The following is an 18,024-nucleotide window of genomic DNA, read 5'->3' on the forward strand; positions in this document are numbered from 1 at the left end:
TCTGCCTGACGTTTATTTTTTCTTTCGAAAAAGAAAGTAAACCCCTATCAAAATAATGATTGCAGGCCAAAACTTCCACGCAATACTTAGGCCATTTTGAAGAAATCCAAGATATTCTGAAACTTTATCGTAAAATAATAGCAATAATGCCAATACTAAAAAGAGAAAGGCTTGAAACAAACCATTATTTGTCTTTTGAAAACGAAGAAAGAAGCCAATGGATATAAACAATACAAGCATACCAATCGTGTTGTTGGGCCAGAATACAATCTTGCCGGCAAAATGATAATGAAGACCGAACCCAGCAAGGATGACTCCTGGCAGAATAGCTTCATGGTCCTTTGCAGAATATCCCTGTCCTAAAAAAGCGACGCCAACTATAATAAGAAGCGTTGGCCATGAATACAATGTCTGTAGAGCCGTAAATCCAGACTGTTGTAAGAAAAGATAGGCCCCAAAGCCTATAAGAATAATTCCAGGGAAAATGCGCTGATTCTTCATTTTAACACCACTTCCAGTAAGGTATACTTGAATAACTTTCATTTTTTTGGTACTGTACATAAGGATGATATATTTATTTATTACTTAAACTTTTTTCCTATATATTAGGCTAGCTGCAGCGCCTAGAGGCTCGGGGTCATAAGCCAATCTGTCGAGAAGGTTAAAGAGCAACCTTCACGCCAGCTCGTCTTATGCCTGTCGCCTCTGGACAAGGCGCCTCCGCTTTTTATAGTAACATATGTTTCGTTTTCTGTTCACATTTTTCGGGGAAATAGTGAAAAAACCCGTGTTATAATCAGACTAGTTAATAATGTAAAAGTAGTTCTTGTATTACTTATTGGGGGTGTTGTAACAAAATGCATATTGTAGTGATAGGTTTAAACTATAAAACTGCCCCTGTGGAAATCCGTGAGCGGTTGACATTTAATGAATCCGACCTAGGGGATGCGATACAAAAATTAAGCACGAAAAAAAGCATCCTAGAAAATATAATCGTATCCACTTGCAATCGTACAGAAATCTATGCGGTTGTAGATCAGTTGCATACTGGCCGCTATTATATTAAAGAATTTTTATCTGAATGGTTCGGAATTGACCAATCTGAGTTTTCACCTTTCCTATTTGTTTATGAGGAAGATGGTGCCATTGAGCATTTATTTAAGGTGGCATGCGGTCTTCATTCCATGGTATTAGGGGAAACTCAAATTTTGGGGCAGGTTCGTACGAGCTTTATGTTAGCTCAAGAACTAGGAACAACGGGCACAGTCTTTAACCAACTATTTAAACAAGCGATTACTTTAGCGAAGCGTGGACATGCCGAAACGGAAATAGGCGCAAATGCGGTCTCTGTCAGCTATGCTGCAGTGGAACTAGCAAAGAAAATCTTCGGTTCACTTGAGAATAAGCATGTTTTAATTTTTGGTGCAGGCAAAATGGGCGAGCTGGCTGCTCAAAATCTACATGGTAACGGTGTTAGAAAAGTTACCGTGATTAATCGTACGTATGAAAAAGCGAAAGTTCTTGCAAACCGATTTGCCGGCGAGGCAAAAACAATGGAAGAACTACAAAAATCATTGATTGATGCAGATATCCTAATCAGTTCTACTGGTGCAAAGGACTTTGTCATTACCAAAACAATGATGGAAAAAGTCGAGAAAAAGCGGAAGGGTAAGCCATTGTTTATGGTTGATATCGCCGTTCCACGTGACTTAGATCCGAAAATTGCTGAGCTTGAAAGTGTCTTTTTATATGATATCGATGACCTAGAGGGAATTGTTGAGGCAAACCTTCAGGAGCGTAAGAAAGCGGCTCAAGTCATTATGCTGATGATTGAAAAAGAAATCGTGGATTTCAAGCAATGGCTTGGACTATTGGGTGTTGTTCCTGTTATCTCGGCTCTAAGAGATAAGGCGGTTGCCATTCAAGCAGAAACAATGGTTAGTATTGAACGCAAGCTGCCACATTTATCAGATCGTGATCGGAAGGTCTTAAATAAACATACAAAGAGTATTATCAATCAGCTATTAAAAGATCCAATCTTACAAGCAAAAGAATTGGCTGCTCGTCCAGATGCTGATGAGGCATTGGAATTATTTATGAAAATATTTAAGATTGAAGAGCTTGTTGAAAAACAAACGAAAGCAGCCGAATCGAATAATGCAGCGGTTCATGTACCGCAGGCTTCCTTTCAGTCATAAGAGGTACTAATTATGTTTGACTTCCATATGACGCGGCTGCATGAATTGACAGTAGTCCTATATGCCTTCAGTGTGTTGTTATATTTTTTTGATTTCATTCACCATAACCGGAAGGCAAACCGAATCGCCTTCTGGTTACTTGCGTTTGTATGGGTCCTGCAAACGGTTTTCTTAACTTCCTATATGCTAAAAACAGGTAGATTTCCAGCGTTAACAATCTTTGAGGGCTTATATTTTTATGCCTGGATATTGGTAACGCTGTCGCTTGGAATAAATCGACTGCTTAAGGTCGATTTTATCGTCTTTTTTACAAATATACTTGGCTTTATTGTTATTGCGATTCATACGTTTGCACCGATTAAATATGATTCGCACGTCATAGGCAATCAACTTATGTCCGAGCTTTTGCTTATACATATTACAATGGCCATTCTATCATATGGGGCATTCTCCTTGTCCTTTGTCCTATCGCTTCTCTATCTCATTCAATATGATTTGTTGAAAAGGAAAAAATGGGGCACAAGACTTTTGAGACTAGCAGATTTAAGCAAGCTAGAACGATCCTCTTATATTTTAGTAGTTATCGGGGTCCCCATGCTGTTACTAAGTTTAATCCTTGGCTTACAATGGGCCATTTTAAAGGTTCCAGGGATGCCTTGGTACGATATGAAAATAATTGGGTCTTTTCTATTGTTAACGGGGTACAGTATCTATTTGTATCTGCGAATCGTTAAAGATATGTCAGGCAGACAATTAGCCCTTTGGAATGTCGGTTCCTTTTTAGTCGTATTAATTAACTTTTTCCTATTTGGACAATTATCATCCTTTCATTTTTGGTATTCATAACAGGAGGCAATCATGCGAAAAATTATCGTAGGTTCTAGACGAAGCAAGTTGGCACTAACACAGACAAATTGGGTAATTGAACAGCTTAAGAAGCTCGGAGGACCTTTTGAATTTGAAGTAAAAGAAATTGTGACCAAAGGGGATAAAATTCAAGATGTAACCCTTTCAAAGGTTGGCGGAAAAGGTTTGTTTGTGAAGGAAATTGAGCAAGCCATGCTGGATAAAGAGATTGATATGGCCGTACATAGTATGAAGGACATGCCAGCCATTCTTCCAGACGGACTTACAATCGGCTGTATTCCTTTCCGTGAGGACCACCGTGATGCCTTGATTTCTAGAGACCATGTTAAATTAAAAGATTTAAAGCCAGGAGCGATAATCGGAACGAGCAGTCTTCGTCGTAGCGCCCAGATTTTAGCAGAGCGTCCAGATTTAGAAATCAAATGGATCCGCGGAAATGTTGATACGAGATTACAAAAGCTTCAAGACGAAGAATATGACGCTATCATCCTAGCGGCAGCTGGACTTTCTCGTCTTGGCTGGACAAGTGATACTGTAACTGAATTTATTGATGCAGACATTTGTGTCCCTGCCGTTGGTCAAGGAGCATTATCGATTGAATGCCGCGAAGATGATAAAGAGCTTCTTGAATTGTATGAGAAATTCACTTGTAAAAAGACAGAAAGAGCCGTTAAAGCGGAACGTGCTTTCCTTCATAAAATGGAAGGGGGCTGCCAGGTGCCGATTGCTGGATTTGCCACTACCGCTGATAATGATGAAATCGTTCTAACTGTATTAGTTGGTTCTCCAGAAGGAAAGGAAATCTTCAAAGAGGCAGTAAGAGGAACCAATCCTGAAGAGCTTGGTATTCAAGCAGCAGACTTATTAATCGAAAAAGGAGCTAAGGACCTGATTGATCGGGTTAAACGGGAGCTCGAAGGTCAATGCTAAAACCATTAGGTTTGTTAGACAAAAAGGTCCTTGTTCCTCGCGGAGCAGGCCAAGCAAAATCCTTTTCACAACTTGTCGAAAAGTATGGAGGGATTTCAATCGAAATCCCTCTTATTGCATTTCGTCCAATTGAACTCACAGAGCAGCTTCAGCATGCTATGAATGAGATTGATACATATGACTGGATTGTTTTTACGAGCAATGTCACTGTCGAAACTTTCTTCTCTTTTTATAAGAAGGAAGAGAATAAAACATTTCCGAGAATTGCTGTAATCGGCAAGAAAACAGAAGAAGTACTACAGGAAAAAGGATTCAAAGCAGAGTTTGTACCCTCTGCTTATGTGACAGAGGTATTTACAGAAGAGTTCTTACCGATGGTTCCTAGTGGATCCAAAGTGCTGATTCCAAAGGGAAATCTTGCTCGGGAGTATATCTCCACTTCTCTCAGCAACCATGGTGCCACAGTCGATGAAATCGTTATTTACGAAACGTACATGCCAGACGATAGCCGGGATAAACTGGCTAAAATGTTAACTGAGGATGAAATTGATATCTTAATGTTTACAAGTCCTTCCACGGTTAATCATTTTATGAGCGTCGTGAAGGAATATCAACTAGAGAGTCATATTGAAAGATGTGTGATAAGCTGTATAGGTCCCATCACAGAGAAGAAACTACGAGCCTTTGGACTGCCAGTCCACGTCTCACCAATAGAATACACCGTAAAAGAAATGGTAGAAAGCACGATAGAGTACTTAGAAAAATGATTTTTTTTAGTGGAGAAAGTCTGTGCTAGGAAACTCGTTGATAGGAACGGAAGGCACGAAGACTCCTGCAGGAGTACGGAGCAGGTGAGACCCCACAGGCGCTAGCGCCGAGGAGGCTCGCCGCAACGCCTGCGGAAAGCGAAGTGCCTGGAGTGGAGATCAACACTATGATTACACAGAAACCTATAAAAACAATTTGGGGGTAAAAAGAAATGGAACTTCAATTTTCACGTCATCGCCGATTACGGTCAAGCGCTAACATGCGTTCACTAGTAAGAGAAAACCACTTACGACCAGAGGACTTCATCTATCCATTATTTATTTATGAAGGCGAAAACATCCGCAGAGAAGTATCTTCGATGCCAGGTGTATTCCAAGTTTCAATGGACAATCTAAAAGCAGAAATGGATGATATCGTTGAACATGGAATTAAGTCTGTATTATTATTCGGAATTCCAGCTACAAAAGACGAATGTGGTACCCAAGCATTTCATGACCACGGCATTATCCAAGTTGCCACTCGTTACATAAAAGAACATTACCCAGAAATGATTGTTGTTGCTGATACTTGCTTGTGCGAATATACCAGCCATGGCCACTGTGGAATGGTTGAAGGCGATAAAATCTTAAACGATCCATCCCTTGAATTATTGGTGAAAACAGCCATCGCTCAAGCTGAAGCCGGTGCTGATATTATTGCGCCATCAAATATGATGGACGGATTTGTCGCAGCGATACGTGCTGGATTAGATGAAGCTGGTTTTAAGGAAATCCCGATCATGTCTTATGCGGTTAAATATGCTTCTGCCTTTTACGGACCGTTCCGTGAGGCAGCTGAAGGTGCACCACAATTCGGTGATCGCAAAACTTATCAAATGGACCCGGCCAACCGGATGGAAGCATTCCGTGAAGCTGAATCTGATGTAGCAGAAGGGGCAGATTTCTTAATTGTGAAACCTGGAATGCCTTACCTTGATATCGTTCGTGATGTTAAAAATAACTATAACTTACCTGTTGTTGCCTACAACGTAAGCGGTGAATATTCGATGATTAAGGCAGCTGCTGCAAACGGCTGGATTGACGAAAAACAAACCGTTATGGAAATGTTAATTGCCTTTAAACGTGCAGGTGCAGACCTTATAATTACCTATGCAGCTAAAGACGCTTGCCGCTGGTTAAAAGAAAATTAATAACTACAACTCGAAAAGAGGAACACGAAAAATGCGCTCATATACAAAATCAGTAGAAGCATTTAAAGAAGCTCAAGATTTAATGCCAGGCGGCGTTAACAGCCCGGTACGTGCGTTTAAATCTGTCGATATGGATCCGATTTTCATGGAAAGAGGAAAAGGTTCAAAAATCTATGATATCGATGGTAATGAGTATATCGATTACGTCTTATCTTGGGGACCGCTAATCCTCGGCCATACAAATGACAGAGTAGTTGAAGGCATTAAAAAGGTGGCTGATCTTGGAACTAGCTATGGTGCACCGACCTTAATGGAAAATGAACTGGCTAAGCTTGTGATTGAACGTGTGCCATCGATTGAAGTGGTAAGGATGGTATCATCCGGAACAGAAGCGACGATGAGTGCGCTCCGCTTAGCACGAGGCTATACAGGCCGAAACAAGATTTTGAAATTTGAAGGCTGTTACCATGGACATGGTGATTCACTATTGATAAAGGCAGGCTCAGGTGTTGCTACACTTGGTTTACCTGATAGCCCTGGTGTCCCAGAAGGTGTTGCTAAAAATACGATCACAGTCGCTTACAATGACCTTGAAGGTGTTAAATACGCATTCGAACAGTTCGGCGATGACATTGCATGTATTATCGTTGAACCAGTTGCCGGGAATATGGGACTTGTACCGCCGCTTCCTGGATTCTTAGAAGGTCTTCGTGAGATTACTTCTGAAAAGGGCGCCTTGCTGATTTTTGATGAAGTAATGACTGGTTTCCGTGTCGGTTACAATTGCGCACAAGGCTATTTCAACGTAACCCCTGATATCACTTGTCTTGGAAAAGTAATTGGCGGCGGACTGCCAGTTGGGGCTTACGGCGGTAAAGCCGAAATCATGCGTCAAATAGCTCCTGCAGGGCCAATCTATCAAGCAGGAACACTTTCCGGTAACCCACTTGCGATGACTGCTGGTTATGAGACATTAAGTCAATTAACACCAGAGCATTACGAGGAGTTCAAACGCAAGGGTGATCTACTCGAAAAAGGTATTGTAGCAGCGGCTGAAAAGTATGATATTCCTGTTACTTTTAATCGCGCTGGTTCCATGATCGGGTTCTTCTTCACCAATGAAGATGTAATCAACTATGAAACCGCAAAGACCTCTAACTTGGAGTTTTTTGCTAAGTACTACCGTGAAATGGCTGATCAAGGAGTATTCCTGCCGCCATCACAATTCGAAGGATTGTTCTTATCAACGGCTCATACCGATGAGGATATTGAGAAGACGATTAAAGCAGTCGAAATTGCTTTTTCAAAACTTAAATAATACCATTTTCAGGCACTCACCTTTTAGAGGTGAGTGTTTATTTATGGATTTGAAATATATTTGGCACATAAATTAATAAGGTCTGCACTTAAAACTCGAGCAGACTTAATAGACGGAGAAATTCCGCTTAATTTGTAATTATTATTAAAAGTGGCTTAAATAGACGGAGAGATTCCGCTTATTGGCTAAAAAATTTCGGAAAAGGGAGATATTTCTATGATTAAGCGGAAAACCTCCGCTTAATTACCCCGAAGCGAGCTCCATCCTGCATTTAACCGGAAAATCTCCGCTTATATACTTTTGCCAGTTCTCAAAACCCCACGTGATTCCGTCCTATACCAATTCAAAGAACGCTCCATATCTTAAACTTTTTCGCATCACTAGGCTTTTTTATCATATTTAAATGCTTTGGTTCATATTGTGTAAGTGACATAGTGATTTTTTGCGTAAAAGGAAACGAAAGGAGGAGTCGCTTTGTCTCAGGAGAATCAATCGTGCCTGCGATTTTCCTTGGAGGAATCTTTGTGGTTTAGAAAGGGACAGGAAGTAGCTGAACTTGTGTCGATTTCTCTAGACCCGGATATTACCATCCAGGAAAATGATCAATACGTAACCATACGTGGTTCGCTGGAATTAACAGGCGAATATAGAAATGACGAAGAAAGTACTGTTGAAGAGGAACAAAATGCCCCTAACCAAAAGTATGTGGAAAGGGTAGATCCACAGGAGGAAGGCATTTGTGAATTTTCACATCGTTTTCCAGTAGATATTACCATTCCAAACAATCGAATTCAGAGCATTTATGATATCGATGTTATCGTGGAGTCGTTTGATTATTCCATCCCGGAACGGAGCTGTCTCAAACTATCTGCTGAACTGACCATCAGCGGCTTGTATGATTCTACTCAGCAAGAAGAAGAGGTTGAGCAAGAAGAAGCGTATGAAGTACTCCATCGGTATCAGGTGGAAGTTCCAAGAGAAGAAGAAACACATCAGGAAGAGAATACATTTGAGGATACTTTCTTATTTGAGGCTGAAGCAAGAAAGCAGCAAGAAGAGGAAAAGGTTGAAGCTTTTCCGAAATTCCCAACCTTTTCGTATCAAGAGCCTGAAGAAGAGCTTGAAGAAGAGCCACAGCGGCCTTTAGTTTTTGAGCATGCCAGAAGTGAAGTTAGTGAGCCCGTCGATGAGATGGAGGAAATCATCGAGGAAGCTCCAGCGGCACCAATTCAACAAGAAATAGAAGTCCCGGCAGAACCAAAAGAGCCAGTTATGGAAGAGAGTTCATCCTCTCCAGAAGCACCGCCAAAACAAGCGAAAAAGAAGAATACCAAGAAGAAAACGATGACACTAACGGAGTTCTTTGCCCGCAAGGAAGAAACTTCAGATCAGGCTAGATTAAAAGTGTGTATTGTTCAAAAGGGCGATACGCTTGATAGTCTTGCCGACCGTTATGACGTATCCGTACCAAACCTGCTTCGTTACAATAATCTTGAACTCAATCAGGATGTGTTTGAGGGCCAAGTATTATATGTACCTGTTGCCTTTGCAAAAAAATAATGAACCAAAAGCAGTGTGAGCGGGTTTCAAAACCTGCTCACATCCTTTTAAGGACTTTCCATGAGCGAAAGGCAGTTGAATGCTGATGAGTGATTCAAATCTGGTGGAACCACTTATACCTATTTTAAGAAACTATCAAGTAAACCCCTATTTCGTTGAAGAACACGGCAATATTAAAAAAATCTATTCCGATAAAGGGACATTTGCATTGAAGAAAATCGTTCCGACAACGGGGACAGATTTTATTCGCCATGTTCATCTTCTTTACCAAAAGGGATACAATCGGATTGTACCTATTTATCCGACAATGGACGGAAGATATGGTGTCCTCCATGATAAAAACCTTTATTACCTAATGCCTTGGATGTCCAATGAAATAAAGGAAGACCGGACTCATAAACATCTGCAGCTATTTCGTGAATTAGCCAGGCTCCACACCTTATCTGCAAAAGACATCAATGTAAATAAAGAAGAACGAGAAGAACATTATGATAAAACCATTGCGCTGCTCGATAAAAATCAGGAGTTTCTGGATGGGTTTATCGATGAATGTGAGAAAAAGACCTACATGTCTCCTTTTGAACTTTTGTTTTGCTTGTACTATAACGAAATAAGCCAGGCGCTTCGTTTTTCAAAAACGAAATTCGAAGAATGGTATGAAAAGACGAAGGAAAATGAAAAAGCACGAATGGTAATTACACATGGGAAATTATCATCCGAGCATTTCCTTTATGACGATAGGGGTTATGGTTATTTTATTAACTTTGAAAATGCCCGTTACGGCTCACCGATTCATGATCTCTTACCATACCTGTCACGTACCTTTAATACACAGCCAACACGGAATGATGAGGCTATCGACTGGGTGTACCATTACTTTAAATTCTTTCCATTTAAAGCCGATGAAAAACTACTTTTCTTCAGTTATTTAGCTTATCCCATCCCAATAATCCAGGTGGCCGAACGGTACTATAAAAAAGAACAGCCCAAAAATGAGTTGAAATTTGTGCGAATGCTCCAGCGCAAATACTGGCATTTAAAAAATTCCGAGTATGTAGTGATGAGAATGACAGAAATTGATGAACAAGCGAGGCAGGCAAAAGAAGGAGCCCAGCAGCAGTAATGATTGCTAAATGGGCTCTTAAACAATTTCAAAATAAATTGATACGGCAATCGCAACAAAAATACTTAATAACAAGACATCAAAGACGGTGGGTATAAACAGTGTCCGGATTAATTGAAAAACCGTAAACGGCAAAATCAGCTGCTCACATACTCTCCTGCAGGTTCGATACCAGGGAGTATAGGAGTATTTCGTGATGAACTTCCTCCGCTTCATAACATCCTTCCTCTCCAAAAAGGCATTTCTTTTATGTATATTCTACACATAGTCTAAACTCCCCAATTATCTAACACTTTTTTATTAATAACTCTTCACTGAAAAATAATATTGAATAATCCTAGGATAAATGGAATAATTAAAAAGTCATAGAAAACTGAGATTTTTTTGGAAATTTTTATTACATAATGGAGTCGCATAAAGGGGTCAATAACAAATGTATTGGTTTATTCTACTATTTCCACTCATGATTTATCCTTGGGGACCGCTTACTTACTATACTTTTCCTAAGGTATTCTACTTAGATGTATTTGTCTTATGTACATGGCTCTATATTATTCTTAAGAAAAAATATTGGACTACTGGTCTGCCAAAATCATCCTTGAAGGTAGAGTATATTGTTCTAGTGTTCATGTGCTTAGTCGGTATTTCTACATTGTTTTCAGTAAATAGAGTAACATCGTTTTATGGGACGGACACAAGGTTCGAAGGATTGGTATCATTCTTTTCGTATTGCAGCGTTTTTCTCTTTTCATATCGGTTAATGGATGGAAAAAAACTAGATAATGTAATTCCAGGTATGGTAATCATTTCTGTATTCGTTTCGATTTATGGAATCTTACAACATTATTTATTAGACTTTTTCCCACGGAATGCCTTAACTTTCAATACAACAAGAAGTTTTGGATTTTTTGATAATGCCAATTTCTTTGGGGCATATCTTGTTTTAATGATGATGCTGGCGATTACACTTTATGTAAAAACGAAGGAAAGTAAATTAGTTACAATGTGTTATTTTTTCGCTAGCTGTATAGCTTTTGTTGCCCTGATTTTTTCACAAACACGGAGCGGCTGGATTGGCGTTTTCTGTGGAATTGTATTTTTAACGATATTTGTTATAGCGAAAAGAAAATATCTTTGGAAAAAGTGGACGGCTTTACTGCTGACTCTTGGGTTACTTTTTGTAGGTATTGATGCTTTAGAAGGCGGCTCTATCACGAGCAGACTAACATCGCTATTCTCTGATTCGTATAAGATTGCATCCAATCAAAGTACTGGGAAAGAAGGCTCCAGTAGGTTCTTTATTTGGAAAGAGACATTACCTCTTGTTAAAGAATATTTCTGGGTAGGTTCTGGACCTGACACGTTGGAATATGTATTTCCTGCAAGTGAAGATGAAAAGAAAAAGTATTTAGGTAGTCCATATATCCTTGTTGATAAAGCACATAATGAGTATTTACAGATTGCCGTTACATTAGGGCTTCCAGCACTTTTAACTTATTTACTTTTATTGTTTGTTGTTATCAGAAAAGCATTTCAAGCAGTAAAATATGCAGAAGGAAGAGAGAAACTCATATTATACGGATTAATCTCAACCATTATTGGTTATCTTGTACAAGCATTCTTTAATATAAGTACCGTTCCAGTGGCTCCATTATTCTGGGCAATCCTAGGTATTACATTGGCACGATCAAGCAATGAACTAAAAAAATCACTACAACAAAATCCCACGGAAGAAATAATAGAGAATAATAACCAAATTGCATAATTCTTTAGTATGTTTAAAAATAAAAAAATTTGGTTATCATTATTGACGTCTAGAACCTTTTTTGGGTAGTATAATAACATAAATTAAAAACTAAGCATTGACAGGGAAGAGTACGATTTTATCTGTTTTTAGAGAGGGCAGCCATTAGCTGAAAGGCTCCTAAGCAGACAATCAGAAGGTCGCCCTCGAGCTTCTTCAGCGAACGGATATTTGAGAATCCCATTAGTTGAAGACGGATCAAATCCGTTATCCAGTTAAGAGCTAGCCATTTACTTTATGGTTGGAAAAAAGGTGGTACCGCGAAGCAAACTCCATTCGTCCTTTTATTGACGAATGGGGTTTTTTGTTTGGGCTTAAAAGAGAAATAAAGGAGATGGTCAAATGGAAACAAAGGAAATTACCATGCCGACGAAGTATGATCCACAGTCGATTGAGCAAGGACGTTATGAATGGTGGCTAAAAGGAAAGTTTTTTGAAGCACAGAATGATGAGGGGAAGAAGCCTTATACCATCGTTATCCCGCCGCCAAACGTTACAGGCAAGCTTCATTTAGGGCATGCTTGGGATACAACATTACAGGATATCCTTACACGCATGAAGCGAATGCAAGGCTACGATGTTCTGTGGCTTCCTGGAATGGATCACGCCGGTATTGCGACACAAGCGAAGGTTGAGGAAAAACTACGTAGTGAAGGTAAGAGCCGTTATGATCTAGGACGTGAAAAGTTCGTTGAGGAAACATGGAAGTGGAAAGAAGAATACGCATCCCATATCCGCCAGCAGTGGGCAAAACTAGGTTTAGGATTAGATTATAGCCGTGAGCGTTTCACATTAGATGAAGGTTTATCGGATGCAGTAAATGAGGTATTTGTAACTCTTTATAAAAAGGGTTTAATTTACAGAGGCGAATACATCATCAACTGGGATCCATCTACAAAGACAGCGTTATCGGACATCGAAGTTATTTACAAGGATGTTCAAGGTGGATTCTATCATATGAAATATCCGTTAGCAGACGGTTCAGGACATATTGAAGTTGCGACCACTCGACCAGAAACCATGTTGGGTGATACGGCTGTTGCCGTTCATCCAGAGGATGATCGCTATAAGCACCTAATTGGGAAAACAGTTATTCTTCCAATCGTTGGCCGTGAAATCAAAATTGTTGGCGATGATTATGTTGATATGGAATTCGGATCTGGAGCAGTTAAAATTACTCCGGCACATGACCCGAACGATTTTGAAATCGGCAACCGTCATAATCTTGAGCGTGTTCTTGTTATGAACGAAGATGGAACAATGAATGATAGAGCCGGAAAGTACAAAGGTATGGATCGTTTTGAGTGCCGTAAACAAATTGTTAAAGATCTACAAGAACAAGGAGTTCTTTTCAAAATCGAAGAGCATTTGCACTCCGTTGGTCATTCCGAGCGCAGTGGGGCAGTAGTTGAGCCTTACCTTTCGACGCAATGGTTTGTTAAAATGCAGCCACTTGCGGATGAAGCGATTGCCTTGCAAAATAAAGAAAACAAAGTTAACTTCGTTCCAGAGCGGTTTGAAAAAACTTATCTGCACTGGATGGAAAATATCCGTGACTGGTGTATTTCAAGACAGCTTTGGTGGGGTCATCGAATTCCAGCTTGGTATCATAAGCAAACAGGCGAGATATTTGTTGGTCACGAAGCTCCTGCTGATATCGAAAATTGGGAGCAGGATAAAGATGTCTTGGATACTTGGTTCAGTTCTGCATTATGGCCATTTTCAACAATGGGCTGGCCAAATGTTGAAGCAGAGGACTTTAAGCGATTCTTCCCAACAGATGTACTCGTAACCGGTTATGATATTATCTTCTTCTGGGTATCCCGAATGATTTTCCAAAGTCTTGAATTTACAGGGGAACGTCCATTTAAAGATGTTCTCATTCATGGTTTAGTTCGAGATGAACAAGGACGAAAAATGAGTAAATCCCTTGGTAATGGTGTGGATCCTATGGATGTTATCGATAAATATGGTGCCGATGCCTTACGTTATTTCCTTTCAACAGGAAGCTCGCCTGGTCAAGATTTACGCTTTAGTTTTGAAAAGGTTGAATCCACTTGGAACTTCGCGAATAAAATCTGGAATGCCTCTCGTTTTGCATTGATGAATATGGATGGCATGACGTATGAGGAAATCGATTTTAGCGGAGAAAAATCAGTTGCAGATAAATGGATATTAACGCAATTAAACGAAACAATTGAAACGGTGACAAAGCTATCTGAGCGTTATGAATTCGGTGAAGCGGGCCGTGCACTATACAACTTTATCTGGGATGATTTCTGTGATTGGTATATTGAAATGGCGAAGCTTCCATTATACGGTGATGATGAAGCAGCTAAGAAAACCACTCGTTCGATTCTTGCCCATGTTCTTGATCAGACAATGCGTTTGTTACATCCATTCATGCCATTCATTACCGAGGAAATCTGGCAGAACCTTCCACACAGCGGTGAATCAATTACAACTGCTAAGTGGCCAGAGGTAAATCCGGCTTACTCTAATGAACAAGCTGCACAAGAAATGAAAATGTTAATGGAAATGATTCGTTCCGTTCGTAACATTCGTGCTGAAGTAAACACACCAATGAGCAAGAAAATTAAAATGCTTGTTAAGGCAAAGGATGATTCTGTTTTAGCGGCTATTGAAAAAAATCGTGCCTATATTGAAAAATTCTGTAACCCAGAAGAATTACAAATGGGAACGAACCTTGAAACACCAGAAAAGGCAATGACAGCAGTAATCACTGGATTGGAAATCATTCTTCCATTAGAAGGATTGATTAACATTGAAGAAGAAATTGCTCGTCTTGAAAAAGAATATGATAAATTTACAAAAGAAGTAGAAAGAGTTGAAAAGAAACTCAGCAACCCAGGCTTTATGAAAAAGGCGCCTGAAAGTGTTGTTGCCGAAGAACGTGCAAAAGAAAACGATTATCGTGAAAAGAGAGCGCTAGTAGAGGCTCGTTTAAATGAATTAAAAGGGTTATAATAAGTACATTAAGACGAGTCCTGTTTTAGGATTCGTCTTCTTTTAGAATATTCAATAGGGGTGTCATGGATGTTTACAACTTATAGCGAAGCCCTTGACTGGATTCACGCAAGATTAAGGCTCGGCATTAAACCAGGTCTTTCTCGAATGGAATGGATGATGGAGAAACTAGGCCATCCAGAATTGAAAATGAAAACTGTTCATATTGGCGGTACAAATGGCAAAGGTTCTACAGTGACCTTTCTGCGAAATATCCTTGAGGCAGCTGGTTATTCAGTTGGTACCTTTACCTCACCATTTATAGAACAATTTAATGAAAGAATTTCTATAAATGGAAAGCCTATTAGTGACGAAGAAATATTAGAACTGACCAATATTATTGCACCGCTCGCAGATGAACTTGAAGAAACAGAGCTTGGCGGACCGACTGAATTTGAAGTCATCACAGCTATGTCTTTCTATTATTTTGCCAATGTTAATCAAGTGGACATCGTATTATATGAAGTTGGCTTGGGTGGTAGATTTGATTCAACAAATATTATCCAGCCGATAGCGTCTATCATAACAAATATAGGTTTAGATCATACGAATATCCTAGGACATTCCTATGAGGAAATTGCTTTTGAAAAGGCAGGAATTATAAAAGAAGGAATACCAATTTTTACAGCTGTTAAAAACACAAATGCCCTGAAAGTAATAGAAGAACAAGCTGAAAAAAAGCATGCTCCACTATATAGTTTGAACCAGGATTTCTCAATTACCGCACACAGCCCGCAAGTAAGAGGAGAGGTCTTTACATTAAAAAGTGATAATCAAATTTTAAAACAATTAGAAATTAGTATGATAGGCCAGCACCAAACAGAAAATGCATCATTAGCCGTAATGGCAGCACAATCGATCAATCAACACGAAGAATTTAAAATAAGTGAACAAGCAATAAGGACGGGCTTAAAGACTGCATATTGGCCAGGCAGGTTTGAAATCTTATCAAATAACCCACTTGTTATTATTGACGGTGCACATAATGATGAGGGGATTTCAGCACTTGTCCATGAACTTTCAAATCGCTATTCTAACAATACTATTCATATCGTATTTGCTGCTTTAAAGGATAAAAAGCTAGATCAAATGATTGCTCAATTGGATCAAGTGGCAGATGAAATTTCCTTCGTTTCATTTGAATTTCCTCGTGCAGCAGAAGCGACTGATTTGTTCTCATTGAGTCATTCGGAAACTAAAAGTATCGGGGAAAATTGGGATTCTCACCTTGTCAAATGTATCCAGAATTCGCAGCCAGATTCAGTACTAATCGTCACAGGCTCTTTGTATTTCATCTCTGAGGCTAAACCTTTCTTGTGTGAATTTTTGAAAAACAATAAAATATCACTATGACAAACTAAAGTATTTTTGATAAAATAAATACATCTCGATTTCAAAATATTGCGAGTGGGGAGGGGAGTTATATGGCAGTTCAACCAAAGATAAAAAAAGCTATATTTCTTGTTTGGTTGTTGTTCGTTCCAGCAGGAATGTGGTTTACCTACCAAATTTTCCCTCCTCACCTCTCAGGGCAATGGTTAGATCTATTAGCCTTTTTGACGTTAACTTCTGTTGTTGCCTTTATGCCAATGGTTATCAATAATACGCCTATCTTTTTAATTCAATGGGTATCCCTTGCAACATTTTTAAGCTTTGGCTTATTCGTTGAAATGGTATTTGCGCAAGCCGCTGTAATCGTGTTATTGCTAAGGCTGCGGATACAAAAGGAGCAATATTTCCGTATTCCACTTAACTTGGTCATGTTTTTCCTTGTATCCTTAGTAAGTGGAGTAGTTTACTACTCACTTGGTGGACAAACTGGACCTAGCTTAATAAATGATCCTAACTCTATTTGGCTTGCAGCTGTATATGCGATAGTAAACTACATTTTAAATCAGGTTATTATATCATTTTATTTATACTTTATTTATAAGAGTAAGGAATCCTACTTTGGGAAGGATTTCATGGTTGAGACTATTACTACGTTTCTTACCTTGCCATTAGGCTTTGTGCTATATATGTTTTATAACCAGCAAGGGTTATTAGCATTAGTAATAGTGGCCGTTCCGTTTGCAAGTTTATCTATCATTTTTAATCTTTATTACTCTACTGAAAAAGTTAACGAATATTTACAAAAGGCTGCTGAAATTGGCCATCAAATGGCAGAACGGCTTGAGGTAAATGGGGTTATTGATCTTTTCATCCATAAGCTTAGTGAAATGCTTCCGGTCGACTACGCCTATATTCTGGAAGTAATAAATGAAGACGAACTTCAATTAACCCGCCGAATAGAGGGCGGTGCTGGATTAACAAGCGATTTAGTAAGGGTTAGAAAAAGTGAGGGAATAAGCGGTTTTGTTTGGGAAAAACAAAAAGGCTACTTATATAATTCAAAAAAGGATTGGCTGTCTTTTTCAAAGGGACTTCTCTCACCTGATGCGGAAAGTATATTAGCAGTACCAATTGTCAGAAATAAAAAAGTCATTGGGGTATTAATGCTTGCTTCAAAGCGAAAAAGAGCATACGAAAAATCTCAACTGATGATTGTCGATATACTTTGCTCCTATTTTGCAGTAGCAATGGAAAATGCAAAGCACTATGAGCTTACAAAGAGACAAAGCGAACACTGTGCATTAACGAAATTATACAATTATCGTTACTTTGAAAAATTATTAACTGAGGAATTTGATAAATTAGTTCAATTTGAACGTAAGGTCTTATCATTAATAATTCTGGATATTGATTATTTTAAGGCCGTCAATGATACGTATGGTCATCAAAGCGGTAACGAAATTCTTTGTGAACTTGCAACACGCTTAAGTAATCTAATAGGTTCACGTGGAACAGTCGCCCGATACGGTGGCGAGGAATTTGTCGTTCTTCTACCTGAGGCCAAGAAGGAAGAAGCCTTTCAGATGGCTGAAATGATTAGACAAACGATTGCCAACTGGCCATTTACCATACAGCAATCATTGGACCTTAAACAACATCAAGTGAAGATTACAGCCTCTATTGGGGTTGCTACAGCACCTGAGGATGCTGAAGAGCCGCTGGCATTGGTGCGGCATGCTGATCGGGCATTGTATGTTGGGGCGAAGCGTGCTGGAAGGAATCGCGTTGCGGAATACTCCTCATGTTAGTGGATAAATAGAAAAGAGGCAGTAAAAGTGTTCAAATAACTTTCACTGCCTCTTTTCTATTTAAGACTATAGTTTTATCAACTAATACGATGGGGGAACT

14 protein-coding genes and 1 other annotated feature are annotated in these 18,024 nt (G+C 39.3%); of the genes, 12 read left to right on the forward strand and 2 right to left on the reverse strand.

Features of this window, described 5'->3' with window-relative positions:
- Positions 1 to 12: 12 nt before the first annotated feature.
- Positions 13 to 501, reverse strand: coding sequence for a LiaI-LiaF-like domain-containing protein (locus tag M3189_RS13155; RefSeq protein ID WP_251634778.1), 489 nt, complete (start codon positions 499 to 501; stop codon positions 13 to 15).
- Positions 502 to 857: 356 nt separating this feature from the next.
- Here M3189_RS13155 and hemA point away from each other — a divergent pair, with 356 nt between their 5' ends.
- The 8 genes from hemA to ysxE all read left to right on the forward strand — a co-directional run bounded on the left by hemA (position 858) and on the right by ysxE (position 9,953).
- On the forward strand, positions 858 to 2,198 hold the full coding sequence (gene hemA / locus M3189_RS13160; RefSeq protein ID WP_251634530.1) for a glutamyl-tRNA reductase: 1,341 nt from the start codon (positions 858 to 860) through the stop codon (positions 2,196 to 2,198).
- Between the two features lie 12 nt (positions 2,199 to 2,210).
- Positions 2,211 to 3,044: a cytochrome C assembly family protein gene (locus tag M3189_RS13165; protein WP_251634531.1), complete on the forward strand. Its 834-nt coding sequence runs from the start codon at positions 2,211 to 2,213 to the stop codon at positions 3,042 to 3,044.
- 12 nt (positions 3,045 to 3,056) lie between these two features.
- A complete protein-coding gene (hemC, locus tag M3189_RS13170; protein WP_251634532.1) occupies positions 3,057 to 3,995 on the forward strand; it encodes a hydroxymethylbilane synthase in 939 nt (312 codons plus the stop codon).
- Positions 3,989 to 4,762, forward strand: coding sequence for a uroporphyrinogen-III synthase (locus M3189_RS13175; RefSeq protein ID WP_251634533.1), 774 nt, complete (start codon positions 3,989 to 3,991; stop codon positions 4,760 to 4,762). The genes hemC and M3189_RS13175 overlap by 7 nt, the downstream gene beginning before the upstream one ends.
- A gap of 212 nt (positions 4,763 to 4,974) precedes the next feature.
- Positions 4,975 to 5,952: a porphobilinogen synthase gene (gene hemB / locus M3189_RS13180; protein ID WP_251634534.1), complete on the forward strand. Its 978-nt coding sequence runs from the start codon at positions 4,975 to 4,977 to the stop codon at positions 5,950 to 5,952.
- A 31-nt stretch (positions 5,953 to 5,983) separates the two neighbouring features.
- Complete coding sequence (gene hemL, locus M3189_RS13185; protein ID WP_251634535.1) at positions 5,984 to 7,270, forward strand: glutamate-1-semialdehyde 2,1-aminomutase; 1,287 nt, start codon at positions 5,984 to 5,986, stop codon at positions 7,268 to 7,270.
- 474 nt (positions 7,271 to 7,744) lie between these two features.
- Entirely contained in the window at positions 7,745 to 8,830 is a 1,086-nt protein-coding gene (gene spoVID, locus M3189_RS13190) for a stage VI sporulation protein D (protein ID WP_251634536.1), read from the forward strand.
- Between the two features lie 85 nt (positions 8,831 to 8,915).
- Positions 8,916 to 9,953, forward strand: coding sequence for a spore coat protein YsxE (gene ysxE, locus M3189_RS13195; protein WP_251634537.1), 1,038 nt, complete (start codon positions 8,916 to 8,918; stop codon positions 9,951 to 9,953).
- Between the two features lie 18 nt (positions 9,954 to 9,971).
- Here ysxE and M3189_RS13200 read toward each other — a convergent pair whose 3' ends face one another.
- Positions 9,972 to 10,169 carry a hypothetical protein gene (locus tag M3189_RS13200; protein WP_251634538.1) on the reverse strand — a complete coding sequence of 66 codons (198 nt, stop codon included), beginning with the start codon at positions 10,167 to 10,169 and terminating at the stop codon, positions 9,972 to 9,974.
- A gap of 217 nt (positions 10,170 to 10,386) precedes the next feature.
- Here M3189_RS13200 and M3189_RS13205 point away from each other — a divergent pair, with 217 nt between their 5' ends.
- The 4 genes from M3189_RS13205 (at position 10,387) to M3189_RS13220 (ending at position 17,924) form a co-directional block, all read left to right on the forward strand.
- On the forward strand, positions 10,387 to 11,718 hold the full coding sequence (locus tag M3189_RS13205; protein WP_251634539.1) for an O-antigen ligase family protein: 1,332 nt from the start codon (positions 10,387 to 10,389) through the stop codon (positions 11,716 to 11,718).
- Positions 11,719 to 11,806: 88 nt separating this feature from the next.
- Positions 11,807 to 12,044 (forward strand) — a binding site (T-box leader).
- Between the two features lie 55 nt (positions 12,045 to 12,099).
- Complete coding sequence (locus M3189_RS13210) at positions 12,100 to 14,745, forward strand: valine--tRNA ligase (RefSeq protein WP_251634540.1); 2,646 nt, start codon at positions 12,100 to 12,102, stop codon at positions 14,743 to 14,745.
- A 69-nt stretch (positions 14,746 to 14,814) separates the two neighbouring features.
- The gene (locus M3189_RS13215) at positions 14,815 to 16,137 is read left to right on the forward strand and encodes a bifunctional folylpolyglutamate synthase/dihydrofolate synthase (RefSeq protein ID WP_251634541.1); all 1,323 of its coding nucleotides are present in this window, start codon (positions 14,815 to 14,817) and stop codon (positions 16,135 to 16,137) included.
- 71 nt (positions 16,138 to 16,208) lie between these two features.
- On the forward strand, positions 16,209 to 17,924 hold the full coding sequence (locus M3189_RS13220; protein WP_251634542.1) for a sensor domain-containing diguanylate cyclase: 1,716 nt from the start codon (positions 16,209 to 16,211) through the stop codon (positions 17,922 to 17,924).
- Positions 17,925 to 18,024: the final 100 nt, after the last annotated feature.

The organism is Neobacillus niacini, assembly GCF_023715415.1.
GTDB lineage: Bacteria > Bacillota > Bacilli > Bacillales > Cytobacillaceae > Neobacillus > Neobacillus niacini_C.

Coding starts and splice junctions, on each gene's coding strand:
- hemB (WP_251634534.1), top strand. CDS start 4,975: ATGGAACTTCAATTTTCACGTCATCGCCGATTACGGTCAAGCGCTAAC.
- M3189_RS13210 (WP_251634540.1), top strand. CDS start 12,100: ATGGAAACAAAGGAAATTACCATGCCGACGAAGTATGATCCACAGTCG.
- M3189_RS13200 (WP_251634538.1), bottom strand. CDS start 10,169: ATGAAGCGGAGGAAGTTCATCACGAAATACTCCTATACTCCCTGGTAT.
- hemC (WP_251634532.1), top strand. CDS start 3,057: ATGCGAAAAATTATCGTAGGTTCTAGACGAAGCAAGTTGGCACTAACA.
- ysxE (WP_251634537.1), top strand. CDS start 8,916: ATGAGTGATTCAAATCTGGTGGAACCACTTATACCTATTTTAAGAAAC.
- M3189_RS13215 (WP_251634541.1), top strand. CDS start 14,815: ATGTTTACAACTTATAGCGAAGCCCTTGACTGGATTCACGCAAGATTA.
- M3189_RS13175 (WP_251634533.1), top strand. CDS start 3,989: ATGCTAAAACCATTAGGTTTGTTAGACAAAAAGGTCCTTGTTCCTCGC.
- hemL (WP_251634535.1), top strand. CDS start 5,984: ATGCGCTCATATACAAAATCAGTAGAAGCATTTAAAGAAGCTCAAGAT.
- M3189_RS13205 (WP_251634539.1), top strand. CDS start 10,387: ATGTATTGGTTTATTCTACTATTTCCACTCATGATTTATCCTTGGGGA.
- hemA (WP_251634530.1), top strand. CDS start 858: ATGCATATTGTAGTGATAGGTTTAAACTATAAAACTGCCCCTGTGGAA.
- M3189_RS13165 (WP_251634531.1), top strand. CDS start 2,211: ATGTTTGACTTCCATATGACGCGGCTGCATGAATTGACAGTAGTCCTA.
- M3189_RS13155 (WP_251634778.1), bottom strand. CDS start 501: ATGAAGAATCAGCGCATTTTCCCTGGAATTATTCTTATAGGCTTTGGG.
- M3189_RS13220 (WP_251634542.1), top strand. CDS start 16,209: ATGGCAGTTCAACCAAAGATAAAAAAAGCTATATTTCTTGTTTGGTTG.